The organism is Reella acinonychis, assembly GCF_052828705.1.
Map to the genome: position 1 here is coordinate 1,031,013 of NZ_CM128256.1, position 21,225 is coordinate 1,052,237.

The following is a 21,225-nucleotide window of genomic DNA, read 5'->3' on the forward strand; positions in this document are numbered from 1 at the left end:
ATGCAAAAACAGCACCAATTATTTCAATCAGATTTAAGCAATTACCAAGATTTCCTTGATTTTCAGCAAAAAATACAAGAACTCGCTCAAGTTATTGGGATTGATTTAACTAAATTTCATATAGATCACTTAGCTTTACGAGTAAATAGTGAAGATAATGCAAGAAATTGGTTGGAACTACTGAGGAAGAACGGTATAATTCTCAGCGATAATATTGTAAATGGGCGAGTCATTTATTTAATTCAATTAAATAATGCACTCAATTTTATTGGGCAGCCTGTGGATATTGTCGAATTACCGTTCCCTAAAAATAAGTGCTATCCATTGGAATCATGGGAGCATATTGAGATTGTGATACCATTTGAAGACGGTGAAACAACACCAAATTGGTTTTCTCGTCTTGAGAAACAATTTTTATGGAACAATTTAACAACTATAGATGTCAAATTGAGTGAACCTAAGGTGGATGGGGAAAAATTACCAAATCCATCTATTGCAATTAGTTTTGCTGACAAAAGTAAAAATCATGTATGTATCAAGGTTCACCCATATAGCATAAAGACTATAATCGAGGTTTAGAGAATGAAAAAAATGTTAGCATTAGCTGTTTTAGCAGCTGTTGGGGTATCTGCTTGTTCAAGTCAACATAAAGATGATGAAAATTCTTATCATGGAACAGTATTATTTAGCCAATATGAAGGCGAAAATTTAAAATTAACTGTTAGAAAAGATAACTGCGAAGCAGACAAACGTGATACAGCAACTGAAGATGTTGTTGTAACTCAAAAATACGATTCAGATATCGTTGTTGGTGCTTGCGTTAAAGTAACTGATAATGGCTCTGACAACGTTTCTCGTTCAGTATCACGCTCTTGGTTATCAAGAACGGGTATTTTTCACTAATAACATTAAAGGTTAGTTAAAATGAAAAAAATCACATTAGCATTAGCGATTTTGGTTAGCTTTGGGTTAGCGGGCTGTGCTAACACAGATATTTATAGCGGTGACGTTTATTCTGGTCAGCAATCAAAAGAAGCTCGCTCTATTACTTATGGTACAATTGTTTCTGCTCGTTCTGTTAAAATTCAAGCAGATAACCAAGGCGTACTTGGTTCTGTGGGCGGCGGTGCTATTGGTGGTATTCTTGGCTCTACTGTCGGTGGTGGCACTGGTCAAGCAATTGCAACTGCTGTTGGCGCTATCGCTGGTGCTGTAGTTGGTAGCAAAATTGAAGAAAAAGCGAGCCAAGTTGATTCATTAGAGATGGTAATCAAAAAAGATGACGGCAAAGAAATTGTTGTTGTTCAGAAATATGATGCTAAGTTGGCAAAACCAGGTACGCGAGTTCGTATCGTTGGTGGCTCAACATTAAATGTTTCAGCTTTATAAGCTAATCAATATCTCAATTAAAAAGACCTTTGATTGTTTCAAAGGTCTTTTTTATCTAACATGATATATGTTTCTGAATTATATCAGACCATTCTAGTCCATTATAGAACCAATATTTTGTTCTAAATTCGGGCGTTACTTCATCTTTTATATTTAACCAGGGTTTATAAGGACCCGTAAAATGTATGATTTTAGGTGGAGTAGCTAATTTATCAAATTCAGCCAGTTCCTCTAACATATTGGCAGCTCTAAGAACAACTTTTGCATGTAGTTGGTAATTATAAATTTTGTTTATACTTCCCCATTTATTTTTACATACGATATTTAGCACATCCTGATCGAGGTAAATTAAGTTTGGGTACTTTAATGTATATTCGCAAAGTGTAGCTGTAATATTTTGTTCTTTCCATAACTTATTGTTAACTAATAAAACACCTGCTCCAAAATAGGGTTTCATATCAGGGAAGTCTTCATAAGAATGTGAAACTTTACTTGAATTTGTGTAAGGGTCCTCAGTAGCCATTACTAAATTATCTTTGAAATCCATGCTATAAAATTCGTCGATATTATCGTCAATAACAATATCGCAATCTAAATAAAGAATTCTATCTTCTGGAAGATCTGAGATGAAATATCGGTAACAAGTTGGAGATGTAATTCTATTTAGAACGGTAAATCCATCAAATATATCTGTAATGACTTTTACATCTATAATTTGACATTCTATTTTATTTAACGATTTATTCAGGACTTGAAACCACTCATCAGGAAATTCTTTATTTAACAAATAGAATTTCACATTTTGATGATGGTAGCAAACGGATTTAATTAATGTAATAACTTGCTCAGAATAGTTTAAATCAGCAGCTAAAGCGATTACTATTTGTTTGTCTGTGGCTTCATATGCTTGCATAGTTTTACTCTTATATTAATATGATAATTTTTTCTAAAAATTAGGATACTGCATATTTTTTAGTTTTGAAATAAATTTATCACCCATTTTCACGCTTTGCTTTTTGTAATTTTGCATACGCATTTAAGAGTTTTTGGTGTGCTCGTAGCTGTTGTAAGTGCTCGTCATCAGCTAATAAATCGTAGAATGGATTTCCTTGTTCTGATACAGCAGCCCAAGCCGAATTTCTAGCTGTTTCTCCGTACATTTTTCCAAATGCATGGTAATACTGTTCAGGTTGGCGTTCTTCATCAAGGAAAAGTTCGATTGTATTAATTAAACAACGATAATAATTAGCACGTTCTGGCGTAAATACGGAATTATTCATATTATATGTCCAATTTGCCCATTCCAATGCTAACTCTAATTCGCCTAAGGCTAAATAAAGCATTGATTTAAGTTCGCCAATACGTAAGGTTGACCAACCTGATTTAGGGGGCGCCACAATACCAATAAACTCACGAACTCGGGTTGCATCATCAATTCCTTGTTCATCTAATTCATCCAATAGCTCTTGGTAAGTGTCTTGATCATGATGAAAGTGCGGTAAATCGAGCAAGATTTCTCGCCAATCCATCCCTGCGTTATTGTTGGCATAAATTAAATCATCAACTGGATAAATATCTGACATGGAAGGCACGATAATTCGGCAAGCGTACACGCCTAAGTGGTTGTAATCCATAATATAAACTTGTTTGTTGTCCGCATTAAATATGGCCATTAAATTATTGTATTCTTGTTCCGTTGTTCCAGAAAAATTCCAATGAACAAATGGATAATCTGAAGTTTGTTTAAAGAGATCCCAAGAAATTAAGCCGCTTGAATCAATAAAGTGCGTTTCTAAATTCGCATGTTCTGCCACATCATCGTTGTTGAAAGAAGGGGGAGCAAAGACATCTAAATCTTTGAGACTACGACCCTGTAATAATTCCGTTACTGTACGTTCAAATGCAACTTGGAAATTTGGATGCGCACCGAAGGAAGCAAAACAAGTGCCATTATTTGGATTAAATAAAATCACTGCGATAACTGGGTATTTACCGCCTAAAGAGGCATCGTAGCAGTAAATTGGGAAACCTTCCTGTTCTAATGTTTGAATGGATGCTTGAATACTCGGATATTGTGCAATAACATCCGCAGGAATTTCAGGTAAGCTGATTGCCTCGGCAATAATTTTATTTTTTACATAGCGTTCAAATACTTCAGATAATCCTTGAACGCGAGCTTCATATTTGGTATTGCCTGCCGACATGCCGTTCGATACATATAGGTTAGCAATAATGCTTTGTGGAATGTAAACGGGTTTCTGATCGGATTGGCGAATATAAGGCAAGGCAACGATCCCTCGATCATAGTTGCCAGATTGTAAATCAATTAATAAATCAGGTGTCAATTCACCTTCGGGATCAAAATAGCCGAGTAAATAATCGTCTAAAATTCCTTCTGGTAACATATCTTCATCTTCGATAGGGAACCATTTTTCTGAAGGGTAGTGAACAAAATCACTTTCAGCAATATCTTTACCTAAATAATAGTCAGCGAAAAAATAGTTAGTAGAAAGACGTTCAAAATATTCGCCTAATGCGGAAGCTAATGCTGCTTTTTTACTTGCCCCTTTACCATTTGAAAAACATTGCGGGCAATCTTTATCACGAATATGGACAGACCATACGTTTGGAACAGGATTTAACCAGGAGGCTTCTTCAATATCAAAACCAAGTGCGGTTAATTTTTGTTGAAATTTATGGATACTTTCTTCAAGCGCGGCATCTTTACCTAAGATAAAGGTTTGTTCTGTCATTGGGTTACCTTACAGAGAATACGAAAATTTGCCGAATTGTATCATGTTACAGATGAATGCGTATAAGTTATTTACAAATGGTGTATTAAGCTTTATAGTTGTGGCGTTTAGTCGGGGTGCTGAACAATGTTCAGCTGAGATGATACCCGTGAACCTGATACAGTTAACGCTGACGTAGGGAACTAATTAGAGATAAATATCGTTATCTTTTCTATCATTATGTCTTTCTTTTCGTTTAGTGGTTAGTCTGTGTTTTCTTTTCACTTAAACGAGGAGTAAATTCATGACAACTTTTCCATCCATTCACAAAACAAGTCTAAAATTGACCGCACTTTGTGGTTTATCATTATTTATGCTTTCACAGCCAGCACAAGCAGAAGGGCGCTTAACCGTCTATTGCAGCATGCAAAATGCGACCTGTGAAAAAATTGTGCAACGTTTTGCAGAAAAATATAACGTAGATGCACAGTTCGTGCGTAATAGTACGGGTACCATTCTAGGTAAAATTAAAGCGGAGAAAGAGAATCCACAAGCGGATTTATGGTATGGCGGCACCTTAGAGCCTCATTTCCAAGCCGCTGGTGAAGGCTTGTTAGAGAAATATCGTTCTCCTAAGCAAAAAGAAATTATGCCTAGATTTAAGCATTTAACAGAAAAACTAGGTGAATATAGTTCGATTATTTATTTAATGGAACTTGCTATTGGGGTCAATACAGAAAAATTAGAAAAATTGGGGATTGAACCGCCAAAATGTTTTGCTGATTTAGTGGATCCTCGTTTTAAAGATCAAATTCAATATCCTGATCCGCGCGTATCAGGCACAGGTTATTCATTTTTAACCACATTAGTTCAACTTTGGGGCGAAGAAAAAGCTTTTGAATTCTTTAAAAAATTGGATAACAACGTGGTGCAATATAGCAAAAGTGGTTTAGCTACTAGTAAATTGGCGACGGGTGAAGTCGGTGTTGATGTGAGCTTTATGCACAGCTATATACGCGAAAAAGATAAAGGCGCTCCAGTAAAAGGCATTATACCTTGTGAAGGTGCAGGCTATACCTTAGGCGCAATTAGTATTCTTAAAGGTGCGCGTAATTTAGATAATGCGAAGTTATTTGTTGATTTTGCGTTAGATAAAGAAGCACAAGAAATGATGTGGCGAAATGCAGATTCTTATCAGCTTCCAACCAATATTCATGCGGAAATCTCACCAAAATCCAGTAATCCGACAGAATTGAAATTAATCGATATTGATTTTATTCGTTTTGGTTCTGATAAAGAAGCGAAACGCTTAACTGAGCATTGGCTACAAGAAACCAAAATGGCGAAGTAAAAAACAAAGAAAAAGTGCGGTGTAATTCACCGCACTTTTATCTTTAGGCTTCTTTTTTCAGTAAAAACACGCCATGTTCTGCCAGGTGCAGATAAGCCTGTTGTGCATTAGGATCAAACTCTTCTGGATTGCTGTTGACAAGCAGATCTTTTCCGCCCCATTCTGCCACAATTTCCCAGTGATTTCCCATATATACCGCACTTTTAATGTGGCAGTGTTGGCTTTCTTCGCCAGTGTTTTTCAGTTTAATTGCTTCTGGACGAATACCCACTAAACATTCTCCATCGGCTAATCCGAATTGTGATGAATTGGAAAGAGGGAAACTGTAACCATTCACTGTTACTTTATCTTGAGAAAGATGACCATCAAAAATACTACTTTCGCCCATAAAGTTGGCTAAGAAGAGTGAGTTAGGGCGAAGGTAAAGCTCTTTTGCAGGTGCTTTTTGCATAATTTTACCTTTATGCATAACAATAACTTCATCAGAAACAGCAAAGGCTTCTGTTTGATCATGAGTAACATAAAGAGAAGTAATGCCTAAACGCTGTTGCAATTCGCGGATTTTCTCACGCATAGAGCGGCGTAAATTAGCATCAAGGTTACTTAATGGCTCATCAAATAAAAGCACTTTTGGTTTGAGTACTAATGCACGCGCTAAAGCAACACGTTGTTGTTGACCACCAGAAATTTGGTCAACAAAGCGATCTTCAAATCCAGCTAAATCCACTAATTCAAGGGCTTCTTTTACTCGTTGTTTTCGTTCTTCCATGCCAACGCCTTGCATGCGTAAGCCATAACCTACGTTATCGCCAATCGACATGTGTGGGAAGAGAGCATAGGATTGGAATACAATACAAATATCACGATTTTGAATGGATGATTTGGTGACATCTTCTCCATCAATAAAAATCTGTCCCTCGGTTGGACTTTCTAAGCCTGCTACTAAACGTAATACTGTGGTTTTACCACAACCTGATGGACCAAGTAAGGTCACCATTGTGCCACGCTTAATGGTTAAATCTAAATTATCAATAACGACGGATTTTCCAAATGATTTGGTAATGTTTTTTAATACTAAAAAATCGTTGTTCATATATTTACTGCCTTTTGTTAAAACTTTTGATTTTTACACCGCACTTTGCGGTATGGATTAATTCATTTTTTTCGCTTTTGAGCGAGAGATTCTTGTGTCGCCCACTAACCAGTCAAAGAGCAAAATAATTGACATCATTACAACAATAAGGATTGAGCCATAAGCAATTGCGACACCGTACTCCCCGTCTTCTACACGATTTAAAATATATGATGTTGCAACCCTTGTATCAGCAGTTACAAGGAAAACTATCGCACTAACAGTCGTCATTGCTCGTACAAAGCTAGTAACTAATGCGGATAATAATGCCGGTTTTAATAGCGGTAATACAATAAACCAAATGGTTTTGAAGGAACTTCCTTTTAAAGAAAGTGAGGCTTCATCTAAAGATTTATCAAGTTGTCCTAAACCAGCAATGGCGGCTCGCATACCTACAGGCATATTTCTCATTACCATTGACAAAATAATAATTAGACTAGTACCAGTAATATAAATAGGTGCGTCATTAAATGCCAAAATATAAGATACACCCGCTACAGTGCCAGGTACTGCGAAACAAAGTAATGTTAAGAATTCTAAGGTTTTTTTGCCTTTAAAATCTCGTCTTACTGTAATGTATGCTATTAATAAACCGAATAGTGCTGTAATCGGTGCGGCACTTGCTGCAAAAATGACAGTTTGAATAAGTGAAGGCCAAGCTCCATCACTGAATCCTTGCCCAAATAAGGTAATGTAATTTTTTAATGTTAGAGTGTAATCAACACCCCAGTTCATTGTAAAACTACCAAAGAATATACTACCGTAAAGTATAGTATTGAATAGAACCCAGAATACTAAGAAGAAAATAATAGTGTATTTCATAGTATTTGGTAGCTCTTGTACATCTCCTCGATAAGATTTACCAGAAACTGTTACATAAGAACGATTACCAATCCATAAATATTGAATTACAAATATTAGGAGAGAAAATACTAGTAATAGCGTTCCTAATGTACTTGCTGATGCATAATCTAATTGAGATCCTGCAATATAGAAATAAATTTGTGAAGAGATAACATCAAAACTACCACCTAATACTAGTGGAGTACTAAAGTCAGCTAGAGATTGTATTGCTACAACTAAGAATGAGTTTGCAAGAGCTGGTTTTAATAGAGGAAAAATAATATTAAAAAATGTTTGATAGCGATTTGCTCGTAATGTATAGGATGCTTCCTCAATAGATGGATGGATTGATTTCAATGCACCTTCTAAAATCATAAAAGACATAGGTGTTAATGCTAAGGTATGAGCAATAACGATGCCAGTGAAACCGTATAACCAGTTACTACTGAATCCCAAATATTCAACTAAAAAACTGGTAACGTATCCTGAACGTCCAAGCATAAGAGTTACCCCTAAACCAACAACAAAAGGAGGAGTAACAATTGGTAAAATAGAAAATACTTTTCCAATAAATGCAGTACGTTTAGCGATCCTTGTCGTATATAGAGCAAAAATAAGACCGAAAGTCGTTGCTAATACTCCAATGGTTCCAGCTACACTAAGTGAGTTGCCTATGATTCGTAGGACATAAGGTTGTTTTATAATAGTTAGAACTTGGCTAGGTACAAATTCAGAACCGTTATAAAACATAGAAATAAATATTGCAAAAGTAGGATAGACTATAAAAAAGAAGATTAATAAAATTATGCTAATTAGAGATGCAATAATGAATTTATCACTTTGCATTACTTTCATTTTTGCTAGTGCATTAGTCGCTAATGCGACTAATGCAACAGTTAAAATAAAGATAGAATAACCTAAACTTATTTTAGCAAAGATGGCAGATACAAATATAAAAGCAAAGATAGAACAAACGATAATAAATTCAAATATTCCTTGGATTCTTTCTCCTTTCTTGCTAAATACCTGTGAAATAAATGGAACTAATAGTAGTGAACCAAACCATATCCAACTTAAGTTGAATGAGCTCCATCCCATAGCTGAATAAATTTCATCTGATGTAGAATCTAATATGCCATAATATAAAGCATTAGATGGAAGACATATAAAGCCTAAAATAGCTAGTGTAATCCAAAAAATACTAGAATTATATATTTGTATTTGCTTCTTCATAATACCTCCAAAGAAAAAGCTATTGTGCTAATTTGATTTCGGTAACCCATTTTTGAATGAGAGCATTACGTTTTTCACTCGAACCAAATGTACTGAAATCATAGTTTATTAACTTTAATTCTCCAGGTTTCAATGTATAAGGAGATGGAGTTGCGTGTATATTTGTTAATACGTGATGTGATTGTGCTTCTTTCCAAGATAATTCTTGGGCCTCTTTTGACATTACCCAATCAACAAATAGTTTCGCATTTTCTAAATTTCTTGCATTTTTAATGATACTCACTCCGCCAAGTTCATAACCTGTCCCTTCACATGGTACGATAACTTCAAGTGGAGCACCATTTTCTCGTTCAAAAGAATAGTTTTGTAAGAAACCAATTCCAATGGTAGTTTCTCCTCTTGCGGAATTTCTTGATGGGGCCGTTCCTGCTTTTGGATATTGTGAAATATTTTTATCAAGTGCACCCAAATATTCAAAGGCTTTCTCTTCTCCCCATAGTTGAACAAATGTAGCTATAGCAGTATAAGCAGTACCAGCACTTTGAGGATCTGCTATTTGAACCTCATCTTTTAAGCGAGGGTCTAACAAATCTTTCCAGCATTTGGGTGTTTCATTTATACCAAGTTTTTTTAGCCTTTCAGTGTTTACACCAAAACCTAGTACTCCCATATAAACTACAGAGCTATAGTTTCCTTTTAATTTTCCAGGATCTTTAAATTGTGGCATTACTTCAGATAGTTTAGGAGATTGATAAGGCGTTAATAGTCCCATTTCTGCAGCTTGTGAGTGAGTATCAAAAGTACCTCCATACCATACATCTGCTTCTGGATTATTTTCTTCAGCTTTTATTTTAGCTAATGTACTGCCTGAACTATTACGAATAAACTTGGCGTCTATATTGTACTTTTTAGAAAATGCTTGAACTTCTTTTTCACAAACAATATTTTGAGCACTACAATAAACAACTAGTCGCCCTTTGGCTGATGCATTAGTCATAAAGGCTAAACTGCCTAATAACGTGGCGGATAAAGTCAAAGCAATTTTTGAAAGTTTCATTGTTTTCTCCTTATTTGATTTGGAAAAAGTGAGTTGTTAGCTCACATGAATGAAAAAATGTGCGGATTTTTACCGCACTTTTAGTTTATTGAGCAAGTTTGATTTCTTGCACCCATTTTTCAATTAATCTTTTACGTTCAGTGGTTTCACCATATTTTTCAAAATCATAATTGATTAAGTTTAATTTGGTTGGATCAAATGCTGTTGGTGATTGTTCTGCTTTTGTATTGGTTAATGTTTGGTGAGAATTACCTTTACGCCATGCGACTTCTTGTCCCTCCTTAGATAAAACGAAGTCAACAAATTGTTTTGCATTATCGATATTGCGAGAACCTTTAATAATACTTAGGCCACCTAATTCATAACCAGTTCCTTCACAAGGTACTACCATTTCAATTGGTGCTCCAGCTTGTTTTTGAACGGCATAATCATGTAAGAAACCAATCCCAATAGTCGCTTCACCACGTGCTGTATTATTGGATGGTGTGATACCTGATTTTGTATATTGTGAAATGTTTGGATGTAATTGTTTAAAGTAGTTAAAGGCGTGCTCTTCACCCCAAAGTTGTACAAAGGTTGCGATAGCAGTATAAGCTGTACCTGAGCTTTGTGGATCTGCAATTTGGATTTCGCCTTTTAGACGCGGATCAGTTAAATCCTTCCAGCATTTTGGTACTTCATTAATACCTAATTTTTTCAAACGCTCAGTATTGACGCCAAATCCTAAAATGCCCATATAAATGGCAGATGTATAGTTTCCTTTGACTTTGGCTGGATCTTGGAATTTTTCTACTACATCATCAATATGTTTTGAACGATAAGCTTCTAATAAGCCCATTTCTGCAGCTTGTGCTTGTGGGTCAAATGTACCTCCGTACCACACATCAGCTTGTGGGTTATTTTTTTCAGCTTCTACTTTCGCAAAAGTACTACCAGAACCATTGCGGATAAAAGCTGTTTTTACGTCATATTGTTTACCAAATTCTTGCGTGACTGCTTCACACATTTCATTTGTAGCACTACAGTAAACAACCAAGCGACCTTTAGCTTGTGCTTGAGCAGATAACATTAAGCCAGCACCTAAAAGTGCGGTGGAAATTGTAAGAGAAAGTTTTTTCAATTTCATATATAACCTCGTCGATTGAAAATAAGATTAGGGGTGAGATTATGTAGCATATTAATTGATTTCATAAGAAAATACAGTGAGCTATATCACAAAAAACTAATTTGGTTAAAAATTAGTTGATAAACTGTTAAATAGTCCTATTTTTCTTTATAATAAGCAGTTATTTACTGCTATTTGGGAATGGATATATGCCACAAAATTCATCTTGTATTATTATCGCCATCGCGGGTGCTTCAGCGTCAGGAAAAAGTCTGATTGCTTCCACTGTACATAAAGAATTATGCGATGAATTGGGCTGTGCCGATATTGGCATTATTTCTGAGGATTGTTATTACAAAGATCAAAGCCATTTGGATTTTGAAACTCGTACTAAAACCAATTATGACCACCCAAATTCCATGGATAGAGAATTATTAATCTCTCACTTGAAAGCTTTAAAACAAGGTGAAGCGGTTGATATTCCTGTTTATAATTATGCTGTGCATAATCGTTCTTCAGAAGTCATTCACTTCACCCCTCGTAAAATTGTGATTTTAGAAGGGATTTTACTGTTAACGGATGAACGCGTTCGCCAAGAAGTGTCAATGTCAGTTTTCGTGGATACGCCATTAGATATCTGTTTTATTCGTCGTTTACAACGAGATATAGTGGAGCGTGGGCGTTCAATGGAATCCATTATTGATCAATATCGTGCAACAGTTCGCCCTATGTTTTTACAGTTTATTGAACCTTCAAAACAATACGCAGATGTAATTATTCCTCGTGGTGGAAAAAACCGAGTGGCAATTAATATGTTAAAAGCACAAATTTTGAAATTATTAGGACGATAGGAGAGAAAAATGAGATTGTGTGATGTGGATATTGAACGCTATTTAGATGATAAGATCATCGAACTTTCTCCTCGCCCAGATAATAGCAAAATCAATGGTGCAACTATTGATTTACGTTTAGGCAATTCATTCCGCGTTTTTCGTGAACATTGTGCACCTTTTATTGATGTCAGTGGGCCAAAAGAAGAAGTCGCCGCACAGCTTGATCTTGTGATGAGCGATGAAATTATTATTGGCGATGATGAAGCATTTTTTCTTCATCCCGGTATGTTAGCTTTGGCAACGACATTAGAAAGTGTAAAACTTCCTTCTAATATTATTGGTTGGTTAGATGGACGCTCTTCTCTGGCACGTTTAGGGTTGATGGTGCATGTTACCGCGCATCGTATTGATCCGGGCTGGGAAGGAAAAATTGTATTGGAATTCTATAATTCGGGTAAACTGCCGCTTGCACTACGCCCAAATATGATTATTGGCGCATTGAGTTTTGAAGTTTTAAGCGGTCATGCGGCGCGACCTTATACTAGCCGAGTTGATGCAAAATATAAACATCAACAAAGTGCAGTGGCAAGCCGTATTAATCAGGATAAGTAATATGTTGAAAAAAATAGGCATAGGATTATTGATTTTAATCCTTGCCTTTTTTGCTTTACTCTTTTGGCAAAAAGGCAAAATTGAGAAAAATTTAACCGCACTTTTGGCTAAAAATCAGTTAGAAGTGAAATCAGTAGCGCTTAATTTGTTGCCGACCGCATTGAATTTAACGGATGTGCGCTACCTTTATCCGCAAAATGCCTCCGAGTTCCAAGCTAAAAATCTGAATTTCACTTTATCACTTTGGTCTTTATTGTGGGGCGAAGTAAAACTTGAGTTAATCCAAATAACACAAGGGAAATTATGGAACGCAAACCAATCTCTTATTCTGGATCAGATTGATGGTACGCTTACTGCACATTCATTATCTTTATCTGATAAAGATAAGATTATTGCTGATTGGAATGCGGGACGTGTTATTCAACCTGATTTTGAACTGGATATTAGTGCAAGAAATGCCAAACAAGCTCAAATCCAACTAAAAACAAAGTTCAGCCTTTCAAAGCATAATGTGCCTTTTTCTTATTTAAATGCAATTGTGCAGTGGCAAAAGCCTTTGTTAAACCAAGATAAATGGCATGCTAGTTTGGGTAAGGGAATTTTTTCTTTTGAGCAAAATAATTATACTTTAATGGCTGATGGATTTTCTCTTAATCAAGTGGTATTGGGTACTGTTAATGCCAATCTCACCCCTGAAAAAATAAATATTTCTATTGATGATAATGTGGTTATTGATGGCGTCATTGCAGATCAACAAAATCAACAATTCCATGTGATCGCTCAAAATGCCAATTTGTCGAATTGGTTGCAGGCATTTACTTTACCGGTTTTAGCGGAAGGAAAGGCGAGTACTAAAGCGCAAATTTTATTGCTACATAACCAACCAATTTCAGCCAATGCGATACTTCGAGTAGAGCAGGGTAAAATTAGAAATCTAAATTTGCTCGCCTTAATTAGCCAATATCTTTCCATCAATTATGATGAAAATGCCTTGGCGGGTATGGATACGGCTTTTGAGCAAATGGATACAGAATTGTCTTGGGCAAATAATCAACTTGATATTCGTACTTTGAATATTAATCATCAATATTTGGACCTAAAAGGCAAAGGCAGCGTTGATTTATCACAAAATAAATGTGATGTACAAACAGAAATTGCGGCTAAGAAATATCAATTTGTTGCCTTACCAGTGCGGTTCTTTGGCAATTGCAACTCACTAGAATATAAGGTGGAAATTAACCGCAGTTTTCGTCAACAATTAAAAGATTTTATTAGAGAAAAATTAAAATAATGTTATCCCAGCATAAAGTCGATCGAATCGGCTATTATCGAGTAGCGGCAATGGCATTTGCCGCTTTTATTTTTAATACGACGGAATTTGTTCCGGTGGCGTTATTGTCTGATATCGCTCAAGGCTTTGATATTTCATTATCACAAACAGGGTTGATGATGACAGTCTATGCATGGATTGTGTCGTTAATGTCATTACCGCTGATGTTAGCCACATCGAAGTTAGAACGTCGTAGTTTATTGTTAAAACTGTTCGTTTTATTTGTGCTATGCCATCTGTTATCCGTATTTGCTTGGAATTATTGGGTGTTGTTGCTATCAAGGATGGGGATTGCATTTGCGCATGCGGTCTTTTGGTCGATTACGGCTTCTCTTGCAATGCGAATTGCGCCTCAAGGCAAACAGACACAGGCTTTAGGGATGATTGCCATGGGATCAGCAATGGCGATGGTTTTAGGCTTACCAATTGGACGGATCATTGGGCAATGGTTAGGCTGGCGTGCAACCTTTGCTGTGATTGGTATTGCGGCTTTTAGCATTATGTTAATTTTAGCGAACTTACTGCCTCGTTTACCTAGTCGCAATGCTGGTTCTTTGTCAAGTTTGCCTTTATTAATCAAAAGGCCTCTGTTAATCGCCGCTTATTTCACCACAATGTTTATTGTGGCTGGTCATTTTACCGCTTATAGTTACATTGAACCTTTTGCTAAACAAATCAGTCAGTTAAGTGAAAACTTATCTACACTGATGTTATTAGTTTTTGGATTGGCGGGCTTTGTGGCTAGTTTCTTATTTGGACGAATTTACCGATTTTTCCCCGCTAAATTTATCACTTTTGCTTTAGGTATTGTGACTTTATCCCTTGTCTTATTATATTTTGCAAGCACTTCAACATGGTTGGTCTTTGCGCTGATTTTTGTTTGGGGAATTGGCATTTCAGCCATGACATTGGGATTGCAAATGCGCGTGCTACAACTTTCGCCTGATGCGACTGATGTGGCGTCTTCCATTTTCTCGGGGATTTATAATATTGGTATTGGCGGCGGCGCTTTAATTGGTAACCAAGTAATGCAACATATGGGATTAAAAGATATTGGCTTTATTGGGGCAATATTGGGCGTGGTTTCTATGTTGGTGTTTGTAATCACGCATTTAATGTACCGCAGACCAAGAAGATAAAGTACATAAAAAGACACCGCACTTTTAGGTATATATCAAAGTGCGGTGTTTTTTGTTAACGTTTTGATTTCTTAATAAATTTCATTAAGCGCTTACGTTTACGTAATTGCGTAGGCGTTAAGGTATTGCGTTTCCCTGCAAATGGATTGCTCCCTTCTTGGAACTGCAAACGAATTGGCGAGCCAATGATTTTCAAACTACGACGATAATAATTGGATAAATAGCGTTTGTAACTGTCAGGTAATTTATCCATTTGGTTACCATGCACCACAATGATTGGTGGGTTGTAACCACCTGGGTGCGCATATTTCAATTTAATACGACGTCCGCCCGCCATTGGTGGTTGGTGTTCGTCCGTTGCCATCTGTAAGATACGAGTGAGTAGCGAAGTGGTCATTTTTTGCGTCGCACATTGATAAGCTTCCAGTACGGATTCAAATAAATTCCCTACGCCACTTCCATGTAAGGCAGAAATAAAATGTACTCGAGCAAAATCAATAAAATCTAAACGACGATCGAGCTCTGATTTCACTTGATCTTTCACTGATTGATCTAATCCGTCCCATTTGTTGACCACAATGACCAGCGAACGCCCTGCGTTCAGAATAAAGCCGAGTAATGATAAATCCTGATCAGAAATACCTTCACGTGCGTCAATGGTTAATAAGACCACATTGGCATCTTGAATGGCTTGTAATGTTTTGATGACCGAAAATTTTTCTACTGCTAAATGGACTTTACCGCGTTTGCGTACGCCAGCAGTATCAATAATAGTGTATTTCTGGCCATCACGTTCCATTGGAATATAAATACTGTCGCGTGTTGTGCCTGGCATATCATAAACCACTACACGATCTTCGCCGAGAATGCGGTTGGTTAAGGTAGATTTCCCGACATTTGGGCGGCCTACAATCGCAATCTTGATATTTTGATTTTCTGGTGCTTGATGTTCTTCATCTAATGCTTCGTCTAAAAGCGCGGTGTCATTTTCATCTGAAAAATCAAACTCTTGTTCCCATTCATCTTGTTCTGAATCTTCTTCATTTTGTACCGCACTTTGATCTGCTTCACTAAACTGTGCAGCAAATGGTGCTAAAACTTGTTCAATTAATTGTGTGACACCGCGTCCTTGTGAAGCGGCGATTTGCGCAATTTCACCTAAACCTAATTGATAAAATTCGGCACAATGTGAATCGGCGTCAATACCGTCAGTTTTATTGGCAACCACAACAGTTGTTTTATTTTGGCGTTGGCGCAAATAGTTGGCAATGCCGATATCTGCTGGAGTTAAGCCTGCGCGAGCATCAACTAGAAATAAAACAACATCGGCTTCTTCAATGGCTAGTAAGGATTGTTCCGCCATTTTTTCTTCAACGCCTTCTTCAGAACCATCGATACCGCCAGTGTCAATGACGATGAAATCATAGCCTGCAATATTGGCTTGACCATATTTACGATCTCGAGTTAAGCCGGGAAAATCTGCGACTAAGGCATCACGAGTGCGTGTTAAGCGATTGAATAGGGTTGATTTTCCAACATTTGGACGACCAACGAGTGCAACTACAGGCGTTGTCATAAAAACCTCAAAAGAATAGTTACATAAAATTATGCATGAAATAATCGGCTATTATAGCGGATTTTCTAGCGGATGAGAAACAACGAGGGGATAAATTCAAAGCGCGGTGGAAAACTTGTGAGTTTTGCACCGCACTTTTGAACTAGGCACTGGCTTTTTTCGTAAAGCCAATATACAAACAGAATATAAATCCAACAAGCAATGCGTAAGGGGAGTATTGGCTAATGCCTGCACCTGAAGCCGCTAAGCTTAATCGATGTGCCGCTGCACCACCTAGTAGCATGCCTAAAATGAACATAGAAGAATCATTATCTCCTTCGCCTAAATGTACTAAGTGTTTGCCAGGACAACCGCCACCTAAAGAGAAGCAAAGGCCACACAATACCATGGCAAGAAAATTCCAAAGATATTGATTATGTGCTAAAGGTTGTTTTTCAAAACCTAAGTGGAATTGACCTAATACCATATTGGTGATAAGTGTCGCTACAACTAAAGCGATAACACCAGTTAATAAGGTTGGATCACGAAGCAATATCATATTACGAAATGCGCCTACGGTGCAGAAACGTGATTTTTGCATTAAGACGCCCAATCCTAGACCTGCAAAGAGTGAAAGCCAGAGGTTAGCATGTTGAGAACCAGGTCCTTTTTGTGAGAAATAGAACGGCAGGCCTTCACCAAAACTGAATTGAGTAATTAAAGCGATAAATAATAGGATAGCAATCACCGTAGGAATAAAACCCAATGCTTTATGTTGAGGTTGGGATTTGCCGAGTGAATATCCGCGATTAATGAAGAATGTACCAGCAACGATACCAACAAATAAACCCACAATACCCGCAATGGCAGTGAGATCCCCTCCGCCTAAGCGTAAATAAGCTCGCCATGGGCAACCTAAAAAGATAAGCGCGCCTAGCATTGCGAAAAAGCCTAAAGCGAGTCGTATGAATGGCGATGATCCCCCTCTTGATTTGAATTCTTTGCTAAATAAAGAAATGATGAGAGCACCAAGAATTAAACCAATGAGTTCTGGACGAATATATTGAAGTGGAGAAGCTTGATGAAGACCGATGGAACCTGCAGTGTCACGTAAGAAACAAGCTGCACAAAATCCCATATTACCTGGATTGCCATTGTAGGTTAGAAGTGGAGCAACGATACCAAGTGCAGCACCTGCAACCACAGGCCATTTTGAAATTTTCATAATGAAACCCTTGTGATATCTAGTTAATCAAATTATTTGTTTTAATCATAACTTATTAAAACAAGGGTATTTTATCTAATATAAATAGGGAATAAATAAATTTATGATAAAAGTTTGTGCTAAATCAAAAATATCATCTATTTACTTGCAAAGAATAAATCTTGGATTAATTGTCGATTGAGATTGAGTCCAATAACCACTGCACCTTGATTTTGCATAGGCTCACAACCAGTAATGGCATATTCTTTATCCACCATATCAAATTTAATCCACTGGTTATTGATTTCGCAATATCCTTTCACGCGAGCTACCTTGCCACAAATTCCACTGGTTAAAAGCAATAATGTATGTGCAAGTTGCTCAACACTAGGTAAGTGTATTTGTTGCAAGCCAATATTTTCTAAATCATTTTTCTTTTGATTTTCAATGCTTCTGAATGAGAGAAAAACTTGCTTATCGTCAGATTTTGAATCAACGCTTACTTCGCGTGATAACACTTCATGCCAAATATCTTCGTGCCAGTTTTGATAAGCTTGCGCGGGGAATAAGATATCTTCAGAAAGATTGAGATCAGCTTTAAGTGCGGTGAAATCTTCATCAGAAAATGATTCTGCTTTACTAACAACAATGGTTCCTGCAACCGAAAGTTGATCTTTGAAGTAGTCAGGGAATTTTTGTCTACTTTCACGATAATGTTTACCATCAACAATCGTAATCGGTGGTGCAAATTGAATTTGCTCGTAAGTGATTTTTTCTAATTGACGAATAATTTTGCTCGGCCAAGCTACACCGCTTGGTTCAATGATTAAATAATCTGGATTAATGGAGTTGGCGATGGTTAAGATGGAATAGGTGAAATCTAAACCGAGAGAGCAACAAATACAGCCTTCAGTTAATTCCCAAACTTTGAGGTCTTCATTTTGATTTTTTAGTAATTCACCATCAAAGCCTAATGTACCGAATTCATTTTCAACTATTGCAAATCGTTTCCCTGTTTTTTTTATCATTTCTTGGATAAAGCTTGTTTTTCCTGCGCCAAGAAATCCCGATACAATTATAATTTTCATATACAGCCCTGAAAAAATAAGGCAGGGATCACTCCCTGCCTAAACAAGTAAAATTATAGAACAACAACAGGTTTAATTAAATCTGCTGGTTTATCTTTCATCAACATTAAAGCGTCTTCAACGTGCTCGAAGCCTTTGAATCTATGTGTGATGAGTGGTTTTACATCTAATTTTCCACATTCAATTAGACTTGCTAATTTTTCTAAGCGACGACGACCACCAGGCATTAAACCACCATTGATTTGTTTGTGACCCATACCCACACCCCATTCAGCACGAGGGATGTTGACATATAAGCCTTCACCTAAATAGTTAACGTTACCGATTTTACCACCTGGTTTTAAGCATTTGATTACTGGTTCGAAAGTATCGACTTCACCACCTGCAACAATCGCTTTATCAACACCCTTACCATTTGTTAATTTTAATACTTGTTCATCGATAGGGCCATCTTTGTAGCTGATGAAATCAGTTGCACCATAACCACGTGCTACATCTTGGCAGATTTTGCGAGTACCCACACAGATAATGCGTGAAGCACCACGTAAAGCAGCACCAGCAACAGACATTAAACCAACAGGACCAATACCTACAACTAATACGGTATCACCGAATTCAACTTCTGCTAATTCAACGCCATGGAAACCAGTTGGCACCATATCTGAAAGCATACATGCTTCTTCTGGGCTGATAGAATCTGGTAAATGTGCTAAGTTCGCATCTGCTTCATTTACGTGGAAAAATTCGCCAAATACACCGTCTTTGAAGTTTGAGAATTTCCAGCCAGATAGCATACCGCCTGAGTGCATTGGATAGCCACCTTGTGCTTCAATTGAACCCCAGTCTGGTGTGATTGCTGCAACCATAACGCGATCGCCTGGTTTGAAGTCTTTTACTAAAGCACCGACTTCTTCAACAACACCGCAGCCTTCATGGCCTAAAATCATATTGTGGCGATCACCCAATGCGCCAGCCCATACTGTGTGAGTATCAGATGTACATGGGGATAATGCTAGAGGACGAACGATTGCATCTAAAGGACCACAAGCTGGGCGTTCTTTTTCAATCCAACCTGTTTTTCCAATACCTAACATTGCAAAGCCTTTCATAAGAATCTCCTTATTTAAATTTGAAAGTTAAAAAATAATAAAGTTAAATTTTCTATTGTCGGCATAACCAACAACATAGAATTTGGTATTTTAGTTATGGTTTTAGTCAGTGAGAGTAAATAATCTTCGTTAATCACTACATCCATTCACTAATAGGTATTCAAGTAGAAAAGTAAAAGAGACCGAGAAAGGAAAAAAGAAAATAAAATCTTGAATAACAACTTGGGTTTTATTCTAAACGTTAACTCAAAATAGTTAAATAGCAAAATGAAAGATTTTTTAATTATTTTGAAGATTTTTTGTTTTAAATCAAAAATTTAGGAGCTATTAAAATTAATTAATAAAAGATAAAATTTAGTTGATGAATTTGCTTAGAAAATGGGATGGATTCAAAGTGAATTGGCGGAATGGACGGGACTCGAACCCGCGACCCCCTGCGTGACAGGCAGGTATTCTAACCAGCTGAACTACCACTCCGTATAATAGGGAATTGCACTTTGAAATTGGCGGAATGGACGGGACTCGAACCCGCGACCCCCTGCGTGACAGGCAGGTATTCTAACCAGCTGAACTACCACTCCGCACTGGTGGAACGCATAATAATCATGAACAGAGAAACTGTCAATCTTTCTTTGTGAAATTTATCTTATTTGCTTAATTAATGTTCGCATTAACCCTTATTTTCTTCAGAAGGAAGTAAATTGAGTCGATCTAGCCAAATGCAATTGTTACCCCCTTTCTTACTTTTTTTATGGATGAATTGCAAATATGCCATGTGAGCTTCAATTTCTTGTTCACTCATTTGAGTGACAGGTAAATCTTGTGCAAAATCCACCGCACTTTTAGTGACTTCAGATGGGGTTACAACTGTGGTGGGTTCATTTTCCGCTTCATCAAATAAGTTGGTTTGCCCCCCTGTCATAGCAAGATAAACATCACCCAAGATTTCCGCATCCAGTAACGCACCATGCAATGTACGCTTACTGTTATCAATGGCAAGACGATCGCAAAGTGCGTCTAAACTATTGCGTTTTCCTGGATACATTTGACGAGCTAGCATCAAGGTATCTGTTACTTGGCAAATATCATCTGTTTTGAGTTGAATACCATGTTTACTAAATTCATAATCCATAAAGCCAACATCGAAGGGGGCATTATGAATAAGTAGTTCAGCACCTTTGATAAAATCAATAAATTCCTGTGCAACAGCAGGAAAATCAGGCTTGTCGGCTAACATTTCATCTGTAATACCATGTACTTTGATGGCTTCCGGATCAACTGGACGATCGGGTTTAATATAAAGGTGCAATTTTTTTCCTGTATAACGTCGATTAATCATTTCGACCGCACCAATTTCAATAATGCAATGGCCTTCATAATGCGCACCAAATTGGTTCATCCCTGTGGTTTCAGTATCCAGTACAATTTGGCGATTACTATCAATTTCAACTTTCATATTCTTTTCTATTTATTTGCAAAAATTTGCGGTATTATCACCGCACTTTGATTTTAT

General features: G+C 37.0%; 19 protein-coding genes, 2 tRNA genes and 1 riboswitch. Of the genes, 8 read left to right on the forward strand and 13 right to left on the reverse strand.

The genetic code is table 11. The features are described 5' to 3' along the window. From ACUXZ4_RS05210 to ACUXZ4_RS05220, 3 genes are read left to right on the forward strand one after another with little or no spacing between them, the layout of a single operon-like run. A complete protein-coding gene (locus ACUXZ4_RS05210; protein WP_464972171.1) occupies positions 1–579 on the forward strand; it encodes a VOC family protein in 579 nt (192 codons plus the stop codon). Positions 580–582: 3 nt separating this feature from the next. Continuing rightward, entirely contained in the window at positions 583–903 is a 321-nt protein-coding gene (locus ACUXZ4_RS05215; RefSeq protein WP_464972172.1) for a hypothetical protein, read from the forward strand. Between the two features lie 21 nt (positions 904–924). Next, complete coding sequence (locus ACUXZ4_RS05220; RefSeq protein WP_464972173.1) at positions 925–1,389, forward strand: outer membrane lipoprotein; 465 nt, start codon at positions 925–927, stop codon at positions 1,387–1,389. Positions 1,390–1,444: 55 nt separating this feature from the next. Here ACUXZ4_RS05220 and ACUXZ4_RS05225 read toward each other — a convergent pair whose 3' ends face one another. After that, the gene (locus tag ACUXZ4_RS05225; RefSeq protein WP_464972174.1) at positions 1,445–2,302 is read right to left on the reverse strand and encodes a glycosyltransferase family 8 protein; all 858 of its coding nucleotides are present in this window, start codon (positions 2,300–2,302) and stop codon (positions 1,445–1,447) included. A 79-nt stretch (positions 2,303–2,381) separates the two neighbouring features. Next, positions 2,382–4,142, reverse strand: a complete 1,761-nt coding sequence (gene ycaO / locus ACUXZ4_RS05230) for a 30S ribosomal protein S12 methylthiotransferase accessory factor YcaO (RefSeq protein ID WP_464972175.1) — start codon at positions 4,140–4,142, stop codon at positions 2,382–2,384. 102 nt (positions 4,143–4,244) lie between these two features. Continuing rightward, positions 4,245–4,340, forward strand: a riboswitch (TPP riboswitch). Between the two features lie 85 nt (positions 4,341–4,425). Here ycaO and ACUXZ4_RS05235 point away from each other — a divergent pair. Next, on the forward strand, positions 4,426–5,472 hold the full coding sequence (locus ACUXZ4_RS05235; protein WP_464972176.1) for an ABC transporter substrate-binding protein: 1,047 nt from the start codon (positions 4,426–4,428) through the stop codon (positions 5,470–5,472). Positions 5,473–5,515: 43 nt separating this feature from the next. Here ACUXZ4_RS05235 and fbpC read toward each other — a convergent pair whose 3' ends face one another. The 4 genes from fbpC to ACUXZ4_RS05255 all read right to left on the reverse strand — a co-directional run bounded on the left by fbpC (position 5,516) and on the right by ACUXZ4_RS05255 (position 10,863). Continuing rightward, a complete protein-coding gene (fbpC, locus tag ACUXZ4_RS05240; RefSeq protein WP_464972177.1) occupies positions 5,516–6,565 on the reverse strand; it encodes a ferric ABC transporter ATP-binding protein in 1,050 nt (349 codons plus the stop codon). A gap of 57 nt (positions 6,566–6,622) precedes the next feature. Beyond that, the gene (locus ACUXZ4_RS05245; protein ID WP_464972178.1) at positions 6,623–8,680 is read right to left on the reverse strand and encodes an ABC transporter permease; all 2,058 of its coding nucleotides are present in this window, start codon (positions 8,678–8,680) and stop codon (positions 6,623–6,625) included. Positions 8,681–8,699: 19 nt separating this feature from the next. Further along, positions 8,700–9,737 carry an ABC transporter substrate-binding protein gene (locus ACUXZ4_RS05250; protein ID WP_464972179.1) on the reverse strand — a complete coding sequence of 346 codons (1,038 nt, stop codon included), beginning with the start codon at positions 9,735–9,737 and terminating at the stop codon, positions 8,700–8,702. Between the two features lie 85 nt (positions 9,738–9,822). Beyond that, on the reverse strand, positions 9,823–10,863 hold the full coding sequence (locus ACUXZ4_RS05255; protein WP_464972180.1) for an ABC transporter substrate-binding protein: 1,041 nt from the start codon (positions 10,861–10,863) through the stop codon (positions 9,823–9,825). A 188-nt stretch (positions 10,864–11,051) separates the two neighbouring features. Between ACUXZ4_RS05255 and udk the strand changes: the two genes are divergently transcribed. Genes udk through ACUXZ4_RS05275 form a run of 4 tightly spaced genes read left to right on the forward strand, consistent with a single transcriptional unit; the run spans position 11,052 to position 14,756 of the window. Next, entirely contained in the window at positions 11,052–11,693 is a 642-nt protein-coding gene (udk, locus tag ACUXZ4_RS05260; RefSeq protein WP_464972181.1) for a uridine kinase, read from the forward strand. A 9-nt stretch (positions 11,694–11,702) separates the two neighbouring features. Then, positions 11,703–12,287 carry a dCTP deaminase gene (gene dcd, locus ACUXZ4_RS05265; protein WP_464972182.1) on the forward strand — a complete coding sequence of 195 codons (585 nt, stop codon included), beginning with the start codon at positions 11,703–11,705 and terminating at the stop codon, positions 12,285–12,287. A 1-nt stretch (position 12,288) separates the two neighbouring features. Continuing rightward, entirely contained in the window at positions 12,289–13,578 is a 1,290-nt protein-coding gene (locus ACUXZ4_RS05270) for a hypothetical protein (protein ID WP_464972183.1), read from the forward strand. Then, positions 13,578–14,756, forward strand: coding sequence for a sugar transporter (locus tag ACUXZ4_RS05275; protein ID WP_464972184.1), 1,179 nt, complete (start codon positions 13,578–13,580; stop codon positions 14,754–14,756). Before ACUXZ4_RS05270 ends, ACUXZ4_RS05275 begins: the two co-directional genes overlap by 1 nt. 55 nt (positions 14,757–14,811) lie before the next feature. On the opposite strand, the gene der is transcribed toward ACUXZ4_RS05275, so the two are convergent. The 7 genes from der to dnaQ form a co-directional block, all read right to left on the reverse strand. Further along, positions 14,812–16,332 carry a ribosome biogenesis GTPase Der gene (der, locus tag ACUXZ4_RS05280; RefSeq protein ID WP_464972185.1) on the reverse strand — a complete coding sequence of 507 codons (1,521 nt, stop codon included), beginning with the start codon at positions 16,330–16,332 and terminating at the stop codon, positions 14,812–14,814. 142 nt (positions 16,333–16,474) lie between these two features. Then, entirely contained in the window at positions 16,475–17,536 is a 1,062-nt protein-coding gene (yedE, locus tag ACUXZ4_RS05285; protein ID WP_464972186.1) for a YedE family putative selenium transporter, read from the reverse strand. Positions 17,537–17,673: 137 nt separating this feature from the next. Beyond that, positions 17,674–18,603 carry a GTP-binding protein gene (locus ACUXZ4_RS05290; protein ID WP_464972187.1) on the reverse strand — a complete coding sequence of 310 codons (930 nt, stop codon included), beginning with the start codon at positions 18,601–18,603 and terminating at the stop codon, positions 17,674–17,676. 53 nt (positions 18,604–18,656) lie between these two features. Further along, a complete protein-coding gene (locus ACUXZ4_RS05295; protein WP_464972188.1) occupies positions 18,657–19,712 on the reverse strand; it encodes an NAD(P)-dependent alcohol dehydrogenase in 1,056 nt (351 codons plus the stop codon). Between the two features lie 400 nt (positions 19,713–20,112). Further along, a tRNA-Asp gene (locus ACUXZ4_RS05300) sits at positions 20,113–20,189 on the reverse strand. Between the two features lie 27 nt (positions 20,190–20,216). Continuing rightward, positions 20,217–20,293: transfer RNA gene (locus ACUXZ4_RS05305), tRNA-Asp, on the reverse strand. A gap of 89 nt (positions 20,294–20,382) precedes the next feature. Next, positions 20,383–21,168, reverse strand: a complete 786-nt coding sequence (dnaQ, locus tag ACUXZ4_RS05310) for a DNA polymerase III subunit epsilon (RefSeq protein WP_464972189.1) — start codon at positions 21,166–21,168, stop codon at positions 20,383–20,385. Positions 21,169–21,225: the final 57 nt, after the last annotated feature.

Bases quoted from the DNA above. Each gene is read 5' to 3' on its own strand.
- ACUXZ4_RS05210 (WP_464972171.1), top strand. From the start codon at position 1: ATGCAAAAACAGCACCAATTATTTCAATCAGATTTAAGCAATTACCAA.
- ACUXZ4_RS05215 (WP_464972172.1), top strand. From the start codon at position 583: ATGAAAAAAATGTTAGCATTAGCTGTTTTAGCAGCTGTTGGGGTATCT.
- ACUXZ4_RS05220 (WP_464972173.1), top strand. From the start codon at position 925: ATGAAAAAAATCACATTAGCATTAGCGATTTTGGTTAGCTTTGGGTTA.
- ACUXZ4_RS05225 (WP_464972174.1), bottom strand. From the start codon at position 2,302: ATGCAAGCATATGAAGCCACAGACAAACAAATAGTAATCGCTTTAGCT.
- ycaO (WP_464972175.1), bottom strand. From the start codon at position 4,142: ATGACAGAACAAACCTTTATCTTAGGTAAAGATGCCGCGCTTGAAGAA.
- ACUXZ4_RS05235 (WP_464972176.1), top strand. From the start codon at position 4,426: ATGACAACTTTTCCATCCATTCACAAAACAAGTCTAAAATTGACCGCA.
- fbpC (WP_464972177.1), bottom strand. From the start codon at position 6,565: ATGAACAACGATTTTTTAGTATTAAAAAACATTACCAAATCATTTGGA.
- ACUXZ4_RS05245 (WP_464972178.1), bottom strand. From the start codon at position 8,680: ATGAAGAAGCAAATACAAATATATAATTCTAGTATTTTTTGGATTACA.
- ACUXZ4_RS05250 (WP_464972179.1), bottom strand. From the start codon at position 9,737: ATGAAACTTTCAAAAATTGCTTTGACTTTATCCGCCACGTTATTAGGC.
- ACUXZ4_RS05255 (WP_464972180.1), bottom strand. From the start codon at position 10,863: ATGAAATTGAAAAAACTTTCTCTTACAATTTCCACCGCACTTTTAGGT.
- udk (WP_464972181.1), top strand. From the start codon at position 11,052: ATGCCACAAAATTCATCTTGTATTATTATCGCCATCGCGGGTGCTTCA.
- dcd (WP_464972182.1), top strand. From the start codon at position 11,703: ATGAGATTGTGTGATGTGGATATTGAACGCTATTTAGATGATAAGATC.
- ACUXZ4_RS05270 (WP_464972183.1), top strand. From the start codon at position 12,289: ATGTTGAAAAAAATAGGCATAGGATTATTGATTTTAATCCTTGCCTTT.
- ACUXZ4_RS05275 (WP_464972184.1), top strand. From the start codon at position 13,578: ATGTTATCCCAGCATAAAGTCGATCGAATCGGCTATTATCGAGTAGCG.
- der (WP_464972185.1), bottom strand. From the start codon at position 16,332: ATGACAACGCCTGTAGTTGCACTCGTTGGTCGTCCAAATGTTGGAAAA.
- yedE (WP_464972186.1), bottom strand. From the start codon at position 17,536: ATGAAAATTTCAAAATGGCCTGTGGTTGCAGGTGCTGCACTTGGTATC.
- ACUXZ4_RS05290 (WP_464972187.1), bottom strand. From the start codon at position 18,603: ATGAAAATTATAATTGTATCGGGATTTCTTGGCGCAGGAAAAACAAGC.
- ACUXZ4_RS05295 (WP_464972188.1), bottom strand. From the start codon at position 19,712: ATGAAAGGCTTTGCAATGTTAGGTATTGGAAAAACAGGTTGGATTGAA.
- dnaQ (WP_464972189.1), bottom strand. From the start codon at position 21,168: ATGAAAGTTGAAATTGATAGTAATCGCCAAATTGTACTGGATACTGAA.